We start from the raw sequence: 15,649 nt of genomic DNA, 5'->3' as shown, positions 1-15,649 counted from the left end.
CTTAAAGCACCTGCTCGATGGTCTGCACTTCGGGGACGTAGTGCTTCATCAGAGACTCGACGCCCTGACGCAGGGTCGCCGAAGACGACGGGCAGCCCGAACAGGCGCCGCGCATGTGAAGATACAAGGTGCCGCTGTCGATATCGAAATGGTCGAATTCGATGTCGCCGCCGTCCTGCGCCACCGCCGGACGGACGCGCGTGTCAAGCAGGTCCTTGATCTCGGCGACGATCTGAGCGACCTCGCCTTCGTAGACGCGCTCTACGACCTCATTGCCTTCGCTGAGGATCGGACGCGACGAGGCGTAGAAGTCCATGATCGCGGCCAGAATCGGGGCCTTGATCTGGGCCCAAATCAGCGCCGCTTCGGGGTCGCGTTTGACCGTCAGGAAGTCCGAGCCGAAATAGACGCCCGACACGCCGTCGATCTGAAACAGGGCGTGGGCCAGCGGCGATTTTTCCGCCTCATCCTCGGTGCGGAATTCCAGCGAGCCCTTGCCGAGCACATCGCGGCCAGGGAGGAATTTCAGAACGTCGGGATTGGGCGTGGCTTCGGTCTGGATGAACATGGCAGGCTTCCAATAAATCTAAAGCCCAAATGGGGGTAAAAGCAGACGATGGCAAGGGGCTTTTATTGAGTCACGTTGATACGAATTCTGCCATATAGCGAAACCCTTCTATTACCAATACGCCGCCGTAAAGGACCAAATAGAACCAGCCGGTGAATATCTTCACTCGCTTAGATACTAAGTGAGGGCCGAAATCATCCGGATAACGAATGGTCAAAATGGCAAACACCATTCCGAGAGTTAATATCCAAAAAAAAGTCCAGTCCATGCCCGCCTCACCCAGCGCCACGCATCGCTTGTCAAAGCCATACTTTCGCCGACTATATATCCCATAGGGCTAGGAAATTACATTAACTCCTCAATCGCCTCGTCGGACAAATCCCCCGGTACCACGGTGACCGGAACCGGTCGCGTGCCGCCCAACGTACCGACGCCTTCGCGGACCAGCAGGGTCACCAAAGGCCCCGGATGGCTGCCCGACGCGCCGATGACGATGATCTTGATCTCCGGATCGGCGTTCAGCACGTCGCGCAGCGCGTCCTTGATATGGCCGGTGCGGATGATGATTTCCGCCGGACGACCGGACTTTACGGCCGCCGCGTCCGACAGGCCCGACAGCAGGGTTTCGGCCTCTTCGCGCTGTTCGCGCTCGATTTCGTCGCGGACCCCGGCCCACTGGCTGAAGTCCGTCGGCGGCAGGACGCGCAGCAGCGAAACCATACCGCCGGTTACCCGCGCCCGCGTCGCCGCATAGGACAGGGCCGAGCGGAATTCCGGCGTATCGTCGGCGATGACCAGAAACTTTCTCATAGCGAGCATTTCCAGAAAAAGTGGGAACCGGTTTTTCGCCCGGAAATGCGACAAACTATCATAGTCTTCCCACCCACTCACGTAGCACGGCGTTGACGATGGACAGTTTGGCGAAGCTCCACCCTGCCCCACCGCCTTCGATATCGGCCATGATCTGATCGACGGGGGCGATCAGGGCGGCCTGAGATTGCGCCCAGCCGTCGAGGTCGCCCGATTTTACCACCGCCGCCGTCACCGATTTCTGCTCGGCATAGACGTCCTCGATCAGGCGGCGGATGGCCATGCGGTCCCACGGGTCAGATGAATAAAGTTCCCCGGCCCCGGCGCGCAGACGGTCGAAGCCGAAACGTTCCCCGGTCAGGAAATAGAGCCGCGCAGTCTGCGCCAGATCGCCGCCATTTGCCAGATCGATGACATCGACCGCGCTGGTCCAGGCCAGCAGCACCGCCACGCGCTTTGCCAGATCGGCGGGTGCCCCGGCGGCGATCAGCTTTTCACAGCGCTTAGCAACGCGTGCCACCTCGTTCGGACTGAGCAGATCAGGCGTACTGAGCAGGGTCGCAACCCCGGCCTGATAGGCGGCAATCACCTCGGTCAGGCTTTGCGGTTGCCCGACGAAACGACGGGCGAGGAAATAGACCTGACGACGCAGGAATACGGCAATGGCGTTATAGAGCGCGGTCTGCGCTGCCGCCGGAATCTGATTGTCCAGCGCCGAGACCTCGGCCCACAAGGCTTCGGTGCCAAACAGACGACGCGCGCCTTCAAACGACAGGACCAGCCCGCCGGTGTCGACCGCGGCGGCCTTTTGCAGACGCGCCGGGAAGCTGGGGCCGAGAATATTGATCATCTCGTTGCACAGGACGGTCGCTACGATTTCGCGGTGCAGACGGTGCTGACGGATATCGTCGATCATGCCGTGCAGGGGCTTGGGGAAATAGTCGACCAGGGCCTGTTCGAAGATCGGATCGTCGATAGCCTTGGTCTCGATCAGGTCGTCGAACAGGACGATCTTGCCATAGGCCATGACCACGGCCAGTTCGGGACGATACAGCCCGGCGTTCTGAGCCTTACGCGCTTCCAGTTGGGCGTTCGACGGCAGGCCCTCGACCTTGCGGTCCAGCTTGCCGCGCTTTTCCAGCCCCGACATAAAGGCCTGCATCGAAGCATTGTCGTCCACTGCCGTCGATTCGAGCAGGGATAGCGTCAGGCTCTGGGCGTAGTTGTCCATCAGGACCAGATCGCCGACCTCATCGGTCATAGACGCCAGAAGCGTGTCGCGCGCCTCAACCGTCATGCGGCCCGACTGCACCAGACGGCCGAGCAGGATCTTGATATTGACCTCGTGGTCCGAACAATCGACGCCCGCCGAATTATCGATGGCATCGGTGTTGAGCTTCACCCCATTGGCCGACAGGGCGATGCGCCCGGCCTGAGTGATGCCGAGGTTTGCCCCCTCGCCCACCACCGCCGCGCGGATATCACCCGCATCGACGCGGATGGCGTCATTGGCCTTGTCGCCGACGTCGAGGTGCGACTGCGACGGCGCCTTGATATAGGTGCCGATGCCGCCGAAATAGAGCAGCTCCGCGGGGGCCTTGAGGATGGCCTGCATCAGCTCGAACGGCGACAGGGCGTCGGCGGTGAGGTCGAGCGCTGCCTTGATTTCCGGCGAAAGCTCGATCGATTTCAGGCCACGCGAGAAGATGCCGCCGCCCGTCGATATCTTCGACTTATCGTAGTCCTGCCACGACGAACGTGGCAGGGCGAACAGGCGCTCGCGCTCGGAAAAGGAGGCCGCCGGATCGGGGTTCGGGTCGATGAAAATATCGCGGTGGTCGAAGGCGGCGATCAGCTTGGTCTGTGTCGACAACAACATACCGTTGCCGAACACATCGCCGGACATGTCGCCGACGCCGACCGTGGTGAAGGTCTCGGTCTGGATATCCTTGCCGCGTTCGCGGAAGTGGCGCTTGACCGCTTCCCATGCGCCGCGCGCCGTGATGCCCATCGCCTTGTGGTCGTAGCCGACGCTGCCGCCGGAGGCGAAGGCGTCATCAAGCCAGAAACCGTAGTCGCGCGCCACGCCGTTGGCGATGTCGGAGAAGGTCGCCGTCCCCTTATCGGCGGCGACGACCAGATAGGGGTCCGGCGCGTCCCACGCGACGACGTCCTTCGGTGCGATAATGCCGCCATTGGCGTCAAGATTGTCGGTGATGTCGAGCAGGCCCGACAGATACATCTTGTAGGCCCGCACGGCTTCGGCACGGATGGTGTCGGGGGCACCGCCCGCCGGGAGTTGCTTAGGATAGAAGCCGCCCTTCGAGCCGACCGGGACGATGACCGCGTTCTTGACCTGCTGCGCCTTGACGAGACCCAGCACCTCGGTGCGGAAGTCTTCCTTGCGGTCGGACCAGCGCAGACCGCCGCGCGCCACCGGGCCAAAGCGCAGGTGTACGCCTTCGACCACCGGCGACCAGACGAAGATTTCGCGATAGGGCTTGGGTTCGGGCAGGTCGGCCAATTCGCGCGAGGCGATCTTGAACGAAATGTAGGGCTTTTGCTGGTAATAATTCGTGCGCAGCAGCGCCCCGATCAGGGCCGACAGACGGCGCAGAACGCGGTCGTGCTCCAGTGACGACACGCCCTGCAGCAGGTCGAGAATGCGCTTTTCGGCGGCTTCGACCTCGGTCTTGCGCGCTTCCACGGTTTTACCGAGGACGAATTTCAGGCTGAACAGATTAAGCAGGGCGCGCGTCACCTCGGGATAGGTGCGCAGGGCCTGTTGCTGGACAATGCCGCTGGGGTCGAGGCCCGACTGGGCGCGATACCGGCAAAGGGCGCGCAACAAGGCGACTTCGCGCCACGGGATGCCTTGCAGAACCAGCGCGTTGAAGCCATCGACCTCGGTATCGCCGCGCCAGACGGCCATCAGGGCCTCTTCGAACGGCGTTTTGAACGTTTCGAACGGCGTCGCGTGTCCGGCGGGCAGTTGCAGGATGAATTCGTGCACCCAGTGGCGCGGCCAGCCCGCCGACTCGACCTTGTAGCCGTATTCCTCAAGCGTTTTCAGACCCATACGGTCCAGTACCGGCAGAATGTCCGACAGAGGAATCGCCGTTTCGGCGCGGTCGTAGATCTTCAGGCTGAAACGGTCTGAGGCACCCTCACCCTGATAGGCGCGGACGGCCAGCGTCGCCTCATCGGTCAGGGCCGACAGGCGCGCAATATCAGTGACGGCCTCGCTCAGGCTATAGCGTTCCTGATACCCCGCCGGCAGGGCGCGCGCCCAGTTGAGGTAACCGATATCCGCCGCGCCGCTTTCCAGCGCCTCATCCTCGACGCGCTGCGCCCAGTTGAGCGTCAGGTCGGTGATGCGGTCCTCACAGTCGGTCAGATCGGGCAGCGGATGGTTACCCGGCGTCACACCGATAATATAGTGGATGCACGACAGCAGACTGCCGGTCACATAGGGATAGAGCGCGCTGACCCGACCGCCGTAACCTTCGGCCAGGATCGCTCCGGCGCGCTCCTGCACCGAGACGTGGTAGGATTCGCGCGGCATATAGAGCAGGACCGAAATGAACCGGTCGAACGGGTCCTGACGCACGAACAGCTTGACGCGCGGACGGTCGGAGATGTGCAGGATGCCGCGCGTGATACGCAGCAGGTCTGCGTCGGTCATCTGAAACAGTTCGTCGCGCGGATAGGTTTCAAGGATATTCTTGAGCCGCTTTTCCGAATAGCCACCGTTGTTGAAGCCGATGCGTCGGGCCTCGGTCAGGACGTGTTCGCATTTCCGGCGGATCAACGGCACCTCGAAGGCCGGACGGTCGTAGGCGTCGGAGGTGAACAGGCCGACAAAGCGCGTCTCACCCGACGGCTTGCCATCGGCGCCGTAATGCTTGATCGAGATATAGTCCATATAGACGCGGCGATGGACGCGCGATTTGAGATTGCCCTTGGCCACTGTGACCGGCTCGGAATTTTCCAGATGGTGCAGCAGTTGCGGGCTTAAGATAGCAGGTTCGGAGCCTCGGCGCAGGATGGCACGCTTGTCGCGCAAAATGCCGTATTCCTCCTGCATCAGGCTCAACGGCTCTTCGGGGACGTAGCCGCCGCTCTCGTTGCGCGGATAGATATAGGTCCGCGCACCCAGGAACACGAAGTGGTTTTCGCCGACCCAGCGCAGGAAGGCCAGATCTTCGCTTAGGACAGCGGGATCGATCTGCACCACCGGATGCAGGCTCAGGCCTTCGAGGGTGGCGACTTCCTGAGTCAGCAGCTTCTGCATACGCGGGAAATCGACCACCGCCGCGCGCAGGTCGTTCAGGGTTGCGTCTATGCCATCGATGATCGCCGGATGCTTTTCCGGCGACTGGCGCGTGATGAAGACCAGCATCATCGATTCCGCGACATCGTCACCGCTTGGGGTGCGCTTGCCGTCGCGGTCGCGCTGAACCGTCAGGACCGGATGGAACATCGAACGGATGCCGAGGCCCTGATCGAGCAGTTCACCCATGACGCTTTCGACGATAAAAGGCGCGTCGGGTTGGGTGATTTCGATCAGGTCGTAGGATTTAAGGGACGTGATTGCCTTATGGGCGGCGGCACCGGGACGTGAGGCGGCGCGTTGCCAGACCCCGGCAAAGGCGGCGGCCATTTCCTGAGGCGTCAGGTCCGGCAATTCTTCCGGCTCGTAGTCTTCCAGACACTGATCGAGGAAGGCGGAGGCTTCGCGGGTGACCCCCTCGCCCAGCGCCTGAAGGAAGGCTTCGGCGATCAGCGCCTTGAGGGTCGTGACATCGTCTTCGGTCGAAGAGGCGAGCGAGAAATCATCCATGGCAGCGTTCCGTCCGGGCATGTCCGCGCCCTTGGGGATGTGGGCACGGATCCATTATGTAGGCCCATTAGTATGGCTTGGAAAGGCGGCTGAAAACAACGGGGGTCGGAAAATATTGTTTCTTGTGGAACGAAAAGGCCGTCTGCCTTGTTCAGGCAGACGGCCTCGTTCGAGTGCTCTCTATGGGGGGAAAGAGCCACTCAATGCGGACTCACGCCGGCTATGGGGGGAACCTTCGCGTGGACCGATAATCGCTCCGAGAGAGACAGAGCAGTCCGAATATAATACCACTTTGCGCCCTTCCCGCTAATCAGGCCTGATCGCGAAACCATCACATCTATGTGAGAGAACGGTGTTACTTTGTGTCTGCGTTGCGCTGTGCAAAAGCCTTTGCCAAATCCGCCGGGATCACTTTATTAAGAAGGACTAATTTGAGGACTAAGAACATGGCGGATTCCAAGGGCGTACTGATCGGTTATTCCAGCGAAGGACCGCAAAATCTGTTACTTCAGCGTGCCAACCGGCACGGCATCGTCGCGGGCGCGACCGGCACAGGCAAAACCATCACGCTCCAGATCATGGCCCAGGCCTTTTCCGACGCGGGCGTCCCCGTCTTCGCCGCCGACGTAAAGGGCGACCTGTCGGGGATCGCCCTTCCCGGCGCGCCGAACGAAAAGCTGCTGGCCCGCGCCAAGGACATGGGCATCGCCCTGCAACCGTCCGCCGCGCCGGTGGTCTTCTGGGACCTGTTCGGGCAGAAGGGGCACCCGATCCGCACCACCGTCTCCGACATGGGGCCGCTGCTGCTGGCGCGCCTGTTCCAGTTGAACGAGGTGCAGGAAGGCGTGCTGAACATCGTCTTCCACGTCGCGGATAAGGAAGGGCTACTGCTGCTCGACCTGAAAGACCTGCGCGCCATGCTGACCCACGTGTCGGACAATGCCAAGGAAATCAGCGCGCAATATGGTCAGGTCTCGGCCAGCTCGATCGGCGCCATCCAGCGCCAGATCCTGACGCTCGAATCGCAGGGCGGCGAGCAGTTCTTCGGCGAACCGGCCCTGCGCCTCGAAGACCTGATGCGCACCGATATTTCCGGCAAGGGTTATGTGAACCTGCTGGCCGCCGACAAACTGATCGGCAGCCCCCGCCTCTATTCGACCTTCCTACTCTGGCTGCTGTCGGAACTGTTCGAGGTCATGCCCGAAGTCGGCGACCCCGAAAAACCGCGCATGGTCTTCTTCTTCGACGAAGCCCACCTGCTGTTCAATGAAGCGCCCAAGCCCTTGCTGGAAAAGATCGAGCAGGTCGTGCGCCTGATCCGTTCCAAGGGCGTCGGTATCTATTTCGTGACGCAAAACCCCGCCGACGTACCGGATTCGGTGCTCGCCCAACTGGGCAACCGCGTTCAGCACGCGCTCCGCGCCTATACGCCGTCCGAGCAGAAGGGCCTCAAGGCGGCTGCCGAATCCTTCCGTCCGAACCCGGCCTTCAACACGGTCGAGGCCATTCAGGCGCTGGGTGTCGGGGAAGCTTTGATTTCGCTGTTGGACGAGAAGGCCTCGCCGACCATCACCGCGCAGGCGAAGATTCGCCCGCCCGCCTCGCGCATGGGACCGGCGACCGATGCCGAGCGTCAACAGATTCTGGCTAAATCTCCGGTCGCAGGGATGTACGACGCCCTGCGCGATCGTGAATCGGCGTTCGAACTTCTGACCGCCCGCGCCGCCGAAGCCGCAAAGGACGAGGCCGAGGAAATCGAAGCGACCAAGGTGACCAAGACCGTCAAGGTCGAAAAGGAAGTGGTGCGCAAGCCGTCGCAGACCGAAAAGGCTGTGACCTCGGTGGCCGTGTCGGTCATCCGCACCATCGGCGTCACGCTAGGCCGTGAGCTGGTGCGCGGCCTGATGGGCTCGATGAAGAAGTCGACCTCGCGGCGCCGCTAGCGCTTTTTGTTTTGGCGCGATATTTTCGCCAAAAACCGCTCATACTTTTTGGCATATCGCTCTGATGATCCACCCCCTCCTCGCGCTTATCGGCTGGACTCTTGTGGTGCTCGTCTGGGTTTATGCCCGGCGCATCCCGGCCATGCTGCGCCTGGGGCTGAACCCGCAGGTCTTTGCCGACAAACGCAATCTGGCCAAGCTGCCCGCCGACGTGCGCGCCATTTCGGACAACTACGCCAATCTGCTGGAACAGCCGGTGCTGTTCTACGCCCTGTGTCTGGGGATTCAGGTCAGCGGCCTGACGGACATGTTGTTCGTCGTTCTGGGCTGGATCTATGTCTGGCTGCGTATCGCCCACACCGGCGTGCAGGCCTTCGGCAATCGCGTCATGCTGCGGTTTTTTGTCTTCGCGGCGGGAACGCTGGTGCTGGCAGTAATGGTGCTAAGAGCGGTTCGGCTGGTGTTTAATTTCTGAAAACTCATACCTCCCCAGCTTTGCTGGGGAGGTATGAATATAATTCATTCCGCCGGGACGATCCGCCACATGCGCAGGGTATGCTTGACGCGACCCGCTTCCTGACCGGCGCGGTCGCCATGGCCGATATAGAGGTCGGCCCTGATCTTGCCCTTGATCGCCCCGCCGGTATCGAGCGCCGAAACCATACGCTGATAGACGGGGAACGAGTCCTTCAGCGTCCCCGCATCGGCATCGAGCCAGTAGAGATCGCCGTACTGATGATGCAGCGGATCGACGGCAATGGCCGAACCGGCGGGCAGCGGCACGGCGGCCGCGCCCAAAGGTTCCATCCGCGTCGTATCGATGGCGAAGAAGGCGTAGCGCGGATTTTGGTTCATCACCTCCTGCGCCACCGGCCCGCGATTTTCGGCCAGCCATTTGCGGATATTGTCACCCGACGACTGGTTCTTGGCCAGAATACCGCGATCGGTCAGGGTCTTGGCGATACCGACGAAGGGTTGCCCGTTATCGGCGGCATAGGCGGCCATGATACGCGTGCCGTCTTCGAGCGTCAGATAGCCCGACCCTTGCAACTGCATGAAGAAATAATCTTCGGGGCGCATGAAATAACGCGCATAGGGTGCGGGCTGGGCCTCGATCTCGGCACGGGTATAATAGGGCACATAGAGGTCGCCAACCTTACGCGCGGCGACCTTTTTCCCGGCCGCCGACGGTGGGCTTAGTTGTGTCGCATCCACCAGCACCAGATCGTCGGGCCGTTCGCGCACGGGCTGCGAAAACTCCGTCGTGGCGACGGTGGTGGCCGGATATTCCGGCACGAAATAGGCCGTCAGCAGCCCCTCGCCCTCCAGACGCTCGATCCTGAACCGCGTCAGGAGCCACGCCTTGATCTCCTCCGGCGATTCGAAGCTCTTGCCTTTGAGATCCTCGCAGCTCTTCGAATACTGCCGCCCCTTCTTATAGGCGCAGGTGCCGCGCACGGCTTCGAGCGCGATGAAGGCGTCGGAGGTCTCCCACCCCGGCAAGGCGCTCAGACGGTCGGATTTCGGAATCGGCTGCGGTTCGGGTTCCGGTTTATCGCCATTATTTATGGGCGGCGGCACCGGCGTCGGGCCGACCGGGGGCTTCGGAGTTTCCACGCATGCCGCCACCAGCAGCAGCAAGCCTGCCGTAACGGCGAATTTCAGCCTGTTTGCCCCCATGGACCCCGCCCCCGCCTACGCTTTAGCGGCTTCGACGCGGACCAGAATCCACGGATTGGCAGCGGATTTGAGGTTTTTCTGGAAGGTCCAGTATTCGGCCGTGCGGCGGTGTTGCTTGTGCACCTGATCCGGCTGACCCACCTCGGCCGGCGGGGTGCGCGTCTCATAGACGAGCTCCGACAGAAAGCGCATGCGCACCTGGGCGCGGTCGTCCTTCAGATCGATCAGGTCCATATCGGCCTTGGGGGAATCGACGAAGGCAACGGCGATGGCTTTTGCCTCGCCACGCGCCGCAATCGCCTTGCCGAACACCGCGAACACGTCTTCGGACAGACGCTCTTTCAGGCCGTCGATTTCGCCGCGATTGAAGGCCAGTACGATCTGCTCATAGGCCTCGCGCGACTTCTCGACGAAATTGGCTTCGTTGAAATTGGAATCCTTGGCCTTGAGCGCATCGAGATTGGGCAGGCGCAGACGGTCCGACGGCTTGTCCTGAGCCGGACGGCCGATAGGCCCTTCCGTATCTTCGATCCGCGGGGCGCCGGGTTTGTCCTCGGCCTTGAAACCCACACGCCGACCGAGCACATTGTAGAGCTGAAAGAGCACCACAACGGCCACAAGGGCGAGAATGAGCAATTCCCAGGACATACACATCATCTCCGACAAACAGGCGTAATCTTCCCTATATAGGATAAGTTTGATGAAACGGAACACTTCGTTTGCGCAAACGCCCCAAACCTCAAAGATTGCCATTCGTTTTTGTGCGTGTTAGGGGCGTTTCACAGCCAAATTTCGGTCGCGCGCGAAATCGTCGCAGCGCCCGCAGGAGATATTTATGAACGACAGCGTAACCCCGACCGAAACCCCGGAAGCGAACAGCGTTCCCCTGCCCGCCAATATGCAGGTCATGGCGCAGTTCGTCCGCGACTTCTCGTTCGAGAACCCGCGCGCCCCGAATTCGCTGCGTATGGATCAACGTCCGGAAATCGACATGGGCGTGGAAATGAACGCCAAGGGTCGTCCCGACGGCCTGTTCGAAGTCGATCTCAAGCTGTCGGTCACCGCATCGAATCCCGAAGGCCCGATGTTTGCCATCGAGCTGGTCTATGGCGGCCTGTTCCAGCTGGCCGGCGTGCCCCAGCCGATGATCGAGCCGACCCTGCTGGTCGAATGCCCGCGCTACCTGTTCCCGTTCGCCCGTCGCATCATCGCTGACGCGACCGCCGATGGTGGCTTCTTCCCGCCGTTCTTTGTTGAGCCGATCGATTTCGCGACGCTGTACATGCAGCAAAAGGGTCAGATCGGCGAAACGCAGGGTCAGGCGTAAATACTCACAAAGTTTTTCGCTCTGCGAAAAAGCTTTGTGGTTTGAAACGGAGAAAAAGACCCTCGGGCGGCCCGACGGGTCTTTTTCGCATTTTAGGCTTTAAGATTAACGACTACGACGCCGTATAGCCCCACATATTCTTGTCTTTCAGATATTTAAGACAAAAGGCCATGTGTGCCTCGGCTTCTTCCGGGTGGATGTGCGAGGGCAGGGCGCGGGGGCGCGGGCCATAGTCCATCACGATGATCGCCTCGCCCGTCGCCGACACCGCGCCATGCATGGTCAGGTCGAGGCCGCGCTCCTTGCCGCCCGACAGCTCCAGATAGACCCCGGCCAGCAGCCGCGCATCGAGCAACGCTCCGTGCTTGTCGCGTTCAGCCAGCGAAATATTGTAGCGCCGACACAGGGCATCGAGCGAATTGGCCATACCGGGAAACTTGTAACGCGCCATTTCCAGCGTATCGATCCAGCGGTCGGGATCGGTCGCCGTAAGGCCCAGCCGCTCCAGCTCCATATTGACGAAGCCGCGGTCGAACGAAGCGTTATGCGCGATTAGCGGCGCGTCGCCGATAAAATCAATAAATGCCTGACTCAGTTCGGAAAAGCGCGGCTTATCTGCGACCATCTCATCGGTGATACCGTGGACGCGGATGGCGTCCGGTTCGATCAAACGATCAGGGTTGAAATAGTGGTGAAAGGTGCGCCCTGTCGGCAGCAGGTCATCGATTTCGATACAGCCGATTTCGATCAGGCGATGCCCTTTTTTGGGGTCAATGCCGGTGGTTTCGGTGTCGAGGACGATCTGTCTGGCCATGGCCCTTTGTGAATCCGTTCGCCGCGATTGTCCAGAGTCAGGCCGTCGTCAGGGTCTGGACAATCTCACGGACCTGTTGACGGCTGTGGTCGAGGCTGATCGAGGTGTCGATGACAAAATCGGCGCGGGCGCGTTTTTCGGCGTCGGGCGTCTGACGCGACAGGATGTCCTTGAACTTGGCCTCACTCATGCCGGGCCGGGCCAGAACGCGGGCAGCCTGGACCTCCGGCGGAGCGGTCACCACGACGACCTTATCGAAGGTTTTTTCCGCGCCGGTCTCGAACAACAGCGGAATGTCGGACAGGGCCAGTGTCGCACCGTTCAGCGCCTGACGCGCCAACCAGTCGTTACGATCATCGACCGTCGCCGGGTGAACCAGAGCGTTGAGAATTTTGTATTTTTCCGGATCGGCGCGCAAAATGGCCGACAGCTTGACGCGATCCACCGCACCGTCGGTCAGCACGTCGCCGAACGCTTCGACAAGCGCCGCTTTCAACGGCGCCGACGTCGCATAGAGGCGATGCACGGTCTCATCGGCGTCCCAGACCGGTACGCCTTCATCGGCAAACATCTTCGCAATCGTCGATTTACCCATGCCGATGGAGCCGGTGAGACCGAGGCGGATCATCAGGCCTCACCGAGATAGGCGAGGGCCAGACCACGCACGTCGAAGGTCGCATCCGGTAAGACACCATAGAACGCCTCGAACGACGGACGCGCCTGCTCGATCAGCATCATCAGGCCATCCACCGTGGTCAGACCGCTGTTTTCCGCCGCCTGAAGCCAGTTGGTTTTGAGCGGACGATAGGTCATGTCCATGATCGTGGCGGATCTGTCCAAAGCGTCGAACAGGGGCAGGGGACCGCCCGAGGCAGCATTGATCACCGCGACCGAACCGGCAAAGGCACGATCGACATCGCCCAGTTCGTAGGCGGTGACGCCGTCCTTGAACGCAAAGACCAGTTCTTCGGCGCGGGCCAGCGTCCGGTTGACGATGCGGATGTCTTTGCAACCTCTGGCTAGAAGCGCGGCGACTACCGCCCGCGACGCACCCCCGGCGCCCATAATCGTCACGCCACCCGCCGTCAGGTCGCAATCCGGGGCCTGAAGTTTAAAGGCCTGAATGAGCCCATGACCGTCGGTCGAATCGGCATGGACGCGGCCGTCGTCGTCGAAGGTCAGGAGGTTGGCCGAGCCCGAGGTGTGGGCCAGATCGGAATAGGAATCGGCCAGTTTCAGCGCCAGTTCCTTGAACGGTGCGGTGACGTTCAGACCCTTGATGCCATTAGTCCGGCACGACAGGACCAGACGCTCGAACGCGTGATCATCGACCGGGGCAAAGGGCGCATAGACGCCGTTCAGGCCCATATCCCTCAGCCAGGCGGTGTGCAGGAAGGGCGACAGGGACTGACGGATCGGTTGACCGACGACGCCGGCGACCATGGCCGCGCCTGTGGGGAGATTGTTCATGCGGGAAGCACCTCATAATGGCGAAGCTGACCGAGCAGCGGCAGGAGCGGCAGGCCCAGCACGGTGAAATAGTCGCCCTTGATCGAGTCGAACAGGTGAACGCCGTAGGCTTCGAGCATATAGCAGCCGACACTCGACAAAATTTCTTCGCCCGCCGTCTCAATATAGTGGGCGATAAACTCGTCGCTCAGACGACGCACCGACATATCGGCGGTGTCGACGTGCGACCACAGAAGCTGCCCGTCCTGCGCCACCGCGACGGCGGAATGCAGATAGTGGGTCAGGCCGGAAAACCGACGCAACAGATTGGCGGCGTCGGCCAGCGATTTTTGCTTGGAGATCAGATCGCGTTCCAGTTCGAGCACGGAGTCGGCACCGATCACCAGACCAGGGTTCGTGCGCGACACTTGCAGGGCTTTTTCCTGCGCCAGTTTCAGAGCGACAGCCTTGGGGGTGAAACCCTTGAGCAGGCAGTCGTCCTTGACCGCGTCCTCGTCGATATCGGCGGGGATTTTGGTAAAGCTCAGGCCGCAATTGGTGAGCAGGGTGGCTCGGATTTTCGAGCCGGAGGCGAGAATAAGGGCAGGGCGTGTCATGCGCTTTTCTTTTGCCGATGGCGCGCGATTGTCAAGCCCGTTAAGGATTGGCCACGGATAGACACGGATGCGCTTCGCGCTCACGGATGATCGTGTATAATTGTTGCCAGGTGTTTCTGGTGCTTTCGCATGACCACGAAAAACGCATTATCCAGCCTCGGTCTTGGAGGCGATGGCGACGAAGTCGCCGCCATAACCGATGTCGAAAAGGCTTTTGGCGTCCAGCTCAATTACAGTGAGGCCACGGGCTGGGAGACCGCCGGGGATGTTTTCGAGAGCTTGAAACGCGTTTTGCCGACAGAGGTCTTAGTTGAACCCGATCTCTGGCAACGATTTGCCGTCGCTATTTCCGGAGAGACTGGTGCCGATCCCGAACGCGTGAGCCCCGAAACGTCTCTGCTGGAAGCGGGTAAGGTTTCGGGATGGCTAATCGCTTTGATTATAATAGTTTTTCTGACTATTACAGCCTGGGTCACGTCATCCATATAGCGGCTGCGCCGCCCCCTCCGTCTCGTCGCTTTCACGCCGATCCACCTCCCCACTGCGTAGGGAGGAGGGAGGCACGATAACTATGGGGGTGCAGGGGTCCGCGACCCCTGCGTCTTAAACCTTCAAACCCTTTTAAATCCCACCCAGTCTTCCCGTCCGCTTTTCATTCAGCAAACTGATGATGGCTGCCGAGGTTTCCTCGACGCTACGCCGGGTGACGTCGATCACCGGCCAGCCCTTGCGCTCGAAGAGGCGGCGGGCGGCGATGATTTCTTCGCGCACGGCCTCGGTGTCGGTATAGCTGGTCGGGCGGTCATCGGCGGCGATGCTCATGATGCGCGCCTTGCGGATCTGAACCAGGCGGTCGGGCGAAGCGAGGAGGCCGACGATCAGGGGTTCCTGAAGGTCGTCGAGTTCCGGCGGCAATTCGCGACCGGGGACCAGCGGAATATTGGCGGCCTTGTAACCGCGGTGGGCCAGATAGATGCAGGTCGGGGTTTTCGAGGTGCGCGACACGCCGATGAGGATGATTTCGGCCTGACGCAGGCGGTCGGCATAGGCGCCGTCGTCGTGGGCGATGGCGTAGTTAAGGGCTTCGATGCGTTCGAAATATTCGTTGTCGAGATTGTGCTGGGCACCGGTGCGCTTGGAGAATTCGGCGGCGCCGAGATAGCGCGAATAGGCGACGACGACGGAATCGAGCACGCCGATAGTGGGGATATCGCGCTCGCGGCAGAAGGTTTCCAGCGTCAGGCGCAGGTCGGCATCGACCAGGGTGTGCAGGACGATACCGGGATAGGCTTCGATTTCATGCAGGGCGCGCTCCATCTGCTTTTCCGAACGGATCAGCACATAGATATGTTCGATGGGGTAGATGCCTTCGAAGCGGGCGGCGGCGGCCTTGGCCAGGGCGTTAAGGGTTTCGCCGGTCGAATCCGAGACCAGATGGACGTGGAAGTGGATGCCGATCTTTGCCGCTGATGTCGTCATGAAATTTATCTGTGTACGCTTTCTGGGGAAAAACGGGGGATGATCCCATCGCTTTTCCGGATAAGTTTCCCATAAAGGCCATACCACGCCGGGCACCGGGGAAACAGCGGAAAACCGGG

General features: G+C 61.0%; 14 protein-coding genes. 4 read left to right on the top strand and 10 right to left on the bottom strand.

All coding sequences use genetic code 11. The features are described from left to right. Position 1: 1 nt before the first annotated feature. From PQU92_RS07260 to PQU92_RS07250, 3 genes are all read right to left on the bottom strand, one after another. Complete coding sequence (locus PQU92_RS07260; RefSeq protein ID WP_272747549.1) at positions 2–568, bottom strand: NifU family protein; 567 nt, start codon at positions 566–568, stop codon at positions 2–4. 345 nt (positions 569–913) lie between these two features. Next, a complete protein-coding gene (locus PQU92_RS07255; protein ID WP_272747548.1) occupies positions 914–1,378 on the bottom strand; it encodes a universal stress protein in 465 nt (154 codons plus the stop codon). A gap of 58 nt (positions 1,379–1,436) precedes the next feature. Further along, positions 1,437–6,242 (bottom strand): NAD-glutamate dehydrogenase, encoded by a 4,806-nt coding sequence (locus tag PQU92_RS07250; RefSeq protein ID WP_272747547.1) that lies wholly within the window; start codon positions 6,240–6,242, stop codon positions 1,437–1,439. Between the two features lie 425 nt (positions 6,243–6,667). On the opposite strand from PQU92_RS07250, the gene PQU92_RS07245 reads away from it, so the two are divergent. Beyond that, a complete protein-coding gene (locus PQU92_RS07245) occupies positions 6,668–8,164 on the top strand; it encodes a helicase HerA-like domain-containing protein (RefSeq protein WP_272747546.1) in 1,497 nt (498 codons plus the stop codon). 64 nt (positions 8,165–8,228) lie between these two features. Continuing rightward, positions 8,229–8,639 carry an MAPEG family protein gene (locus PQU92_RS07240; protein WP_272747545.1) on the top strand — a complete coding sequence of 137 codons (411 nt, stop codon included), beginning with the start codon at positions 8,229–8,231 and terminating at the stop codon, positions 8,637–8,639. A gap of 44 nt (positions 8,640–8,683) precedes the next feature. On the opposite strand, the gene PQU92_RS07235 is transcribed toward PQU92_RS07240, so the two are convergent. Together PQU92_RS07235 and PQU92_RS07230 are read right to left on the bottom strand one after the other, a co-directional pair. Then, a complete protein-coding gene (locus PQU92_RS07235; RefSeq protein ID WP_272747544.1) occupies positions 8,684–9,844 on the bottom strand; it encodes an MltA domain-containing protein in 1,161 nt (386 codons plus the stop codon). A gap of 15 nt (positions 9,845–9,859) precedes the next feature. Continuing rightward, positions 9,860–10,492 (bottom strand): Tim44/TimA family putative adaptor protein, encoded by a 633-nt coding sequence (locus tag PQU92_RS07230; protein WP_272747543.1) that lies wholly within the window; start codon positions 10,490–10,492, stop codon positions 9,860–9,862. Between the two features lie 187 nt (positions 10,493–10,679). On the opposite strand from PQU92_RS07230, the gene secB reads away from it, so the two are divergent. Continuing rightward, on the top strand, positions 10,680–11,171 hold the full coding sequence (gene secB / locus PQU92_RS07225) for a protein-export chaperone SecB (RefSeq protein ID WP_438263809.1): 492 nt from the start codon (positions 10,680–10,682) through the stop codon (positions 11,169–11,171). Positions 11,172–11,283: 112 nt separating this feature from the next. Here secB and dnaQ read toward each other — a convergent pair whose 3' ends face one another. The 4 genes from dnaQ to PQU92_RS07205 are packed head-to-tail and all read right to left on the bottom strand — an operon-like array spanning position 11,284 to position 14,051. Beyond that, positions 11,284–11,985 (bottom strand): DNA polymerase III subunit epsilon, encoded by a 702-nt coding sequence (gene dnaQ / locus PQU92_RS07220; protein WP_272747542.1) that lies wholly within the window; start codon positions 11,983–11,985, stop codon positions 11,284–11,286. 37 nt (positions 11,986–12,022) lie between these two features. Then, on the bottom strand, positions 12,023–12,613 hold the full coding sequence (gene coaE / locus PQU92_RS07215; protein ID WP_272747541.1) for a dephospho-CoA kinase: 591 nt from the start codon (positions 12,611–12,613) through the stop codon (positions 12,023–12,025). Then, complete coding sequence (locus tag PQU92_RS07210; RefSeq protein ID WP_272747540.1) at positions 12,613–13,455, bottom strand: shikimate dehydrogenase family protein; 843 nt, start codon at positions 13,453–13,455, stop codon at positions 12,613–12,615. The genes coaE and PQU92_RS07210 overlap by 1 nt, the downstream gene beginning before the upstream one ends. Then, the gene (locus tag PQU92_RS07205) at positions 13,452–14,051 is read right to left on the bottom strand and encodes a Maf family protein (protein ID WP_272747539.1); all 600 of its coding nucleotides are present in this window, start codon (positions 14,049–14,051) and stop codon (positions 13,452–13,454) included. Before PQU92_RS07205 ends, PQU92_RS07210 begins: the two co-directional genes overlap by 4 nt. 129 nt (positions 14,052–14,180) lie before the next feature. On the opposite strand from PQU92_RS07205, the gene PQU92_RS07200 reads away from it, so the two are divergent. Beyond that, entirely contained in the window at positions 14,181–14,540 is a 360-nt protein-coding gene (locus PQU92_RS07200) for a hypothetical protein (RefSeq protein ID WP_272747538.1), read from the top strand. 132 nt (positions 14,541–14,672) lie between these two features. Here the strand turns inward: PQU92_RS07200 and PQU92_RS07195 are convergent, their stop codons facing one another. Next, positions 14,673–15,530 carry a pyruvate, water dikinase regulatory protein gene (locus PQU92_RS07195; RefSeq protein ID WP_272747537.1) on the bottom strand — a complete coding sequence of 286 codons (858 nt, stop codon included), beginning with the start codon at positions 15,528–15,530 and terminating at the stop codon, positions 14,673–14,675. Positions 15,531–15,649: the final 119 nt, after the last annotated feature.

This window comes from Asticcacaulis aquaticus, from assembly GCF_028550415.1.
Taxonomy (GTDB): domain Bacteria; phylum Pseudomonadota; class Alphaproteobacteria; order Caulobacterales; family Caulobacteraceae; genus Asticcacaulis; species Asticcacaulis aquaticus.
Note: the sequence above shows the minus strand (reverse complement) of the source record. Positions and strands in the feature narration are given on the sequence as shown.

Coding starts and splice junctions, on each gene's coding strand:
- PQU92_RS07200 (WP_272747538.1), top strand. CDS start 14,181: ATGACCACGAAAAACGCATTATCCAGCCTCGGTCTTGGAGGCGATGGC.
- PQU92_RS07195 (WP_272747537.1), bottom strand. CDS start 15,530: ATGACGACATCAGCGGCAAAGATCGGCATCCACTTCCACGTCCATCTG.
- dnaQ (WP_272747542.1), bottom strand. CDS start 11,985: ATGGCCAGACAGATCGTCCTCGACACCGAAACCACCGGCATTGACCCC.
- PQU92_RS07230 (WP_272747543.1), bottom strand. CDS start 10,492: ATGTCCTGGGAATTGCTCATTCTCGCCCTTGTGGCCGTTGTGGTGCTC.
- PQU92_RS07250 (WP_272747547.1), bottom strand. CDS start 6,242: ATGCCCGGACGGAACGCTGCCATGGATGATTTCTCGCTCGCCTCTTCG.
- PQU92_RS07235 (WP_272747544.1), bottom strand. CDS start 9,844: ATGGGGGCAAACAGGCTGAAATTCGCCGTTACGGCAGGCTTGCTGCTG.
- coaE (WP_272747541.1), bottom strand. CDS start 12,613: ATGATCCGCCTCGGTCTCACCGGCTCCATCGGCATGGGTAAATCGACG.
- PQU92_RS07255 (WP_272747548.1), bottom strand. CDS start 1,378: ATGAGAAAGTTTCTGGTCATCGCCGACGATACGCCGGAATTCCGCTCG.
- PQU92_RS07210 (WP_272747540.1), bottom strand. CDS start 13,455: ATGAACAATCTCCCCACAGGCGCGGCCATGGTCGCCGGCGTCGTCGGT.
- PQU92_RS07240 (WP_272747545.1), top strand. CDS start 8,229: ATGATCCACCCCCTCCTCGCGCTTATCGGCTGGACTCTTGTGGTGCTC.
- PQU92_RS07245 (WP_272747546.1), top strand. CDS start 6,668: ATGGCGGATTCCAAGGGCGTACTGATCGGTTATTCCAGCGAAGGACCG.
- PQU92_RS07205 (WP_272747539.1), bottom strand. CDS start 14,051: ATGACACGCCCTGCCCTTATTCTCGCCTCCGGCTCGAAAATCCGAGCC.
- secB (WP_438263809.1), top strand. CDS start 10,680: ATGAACGACAGCGTAACCCCGACCGAAACCCCGGAAGCGAACAGCGTT.
- PQU92_RS07260 (WP_272747549.1), bottom strand. CDS start 568: ATGTTCATCCAGACCGAAGCCACGCCCAATCCCGACGTTCTGAAATTC.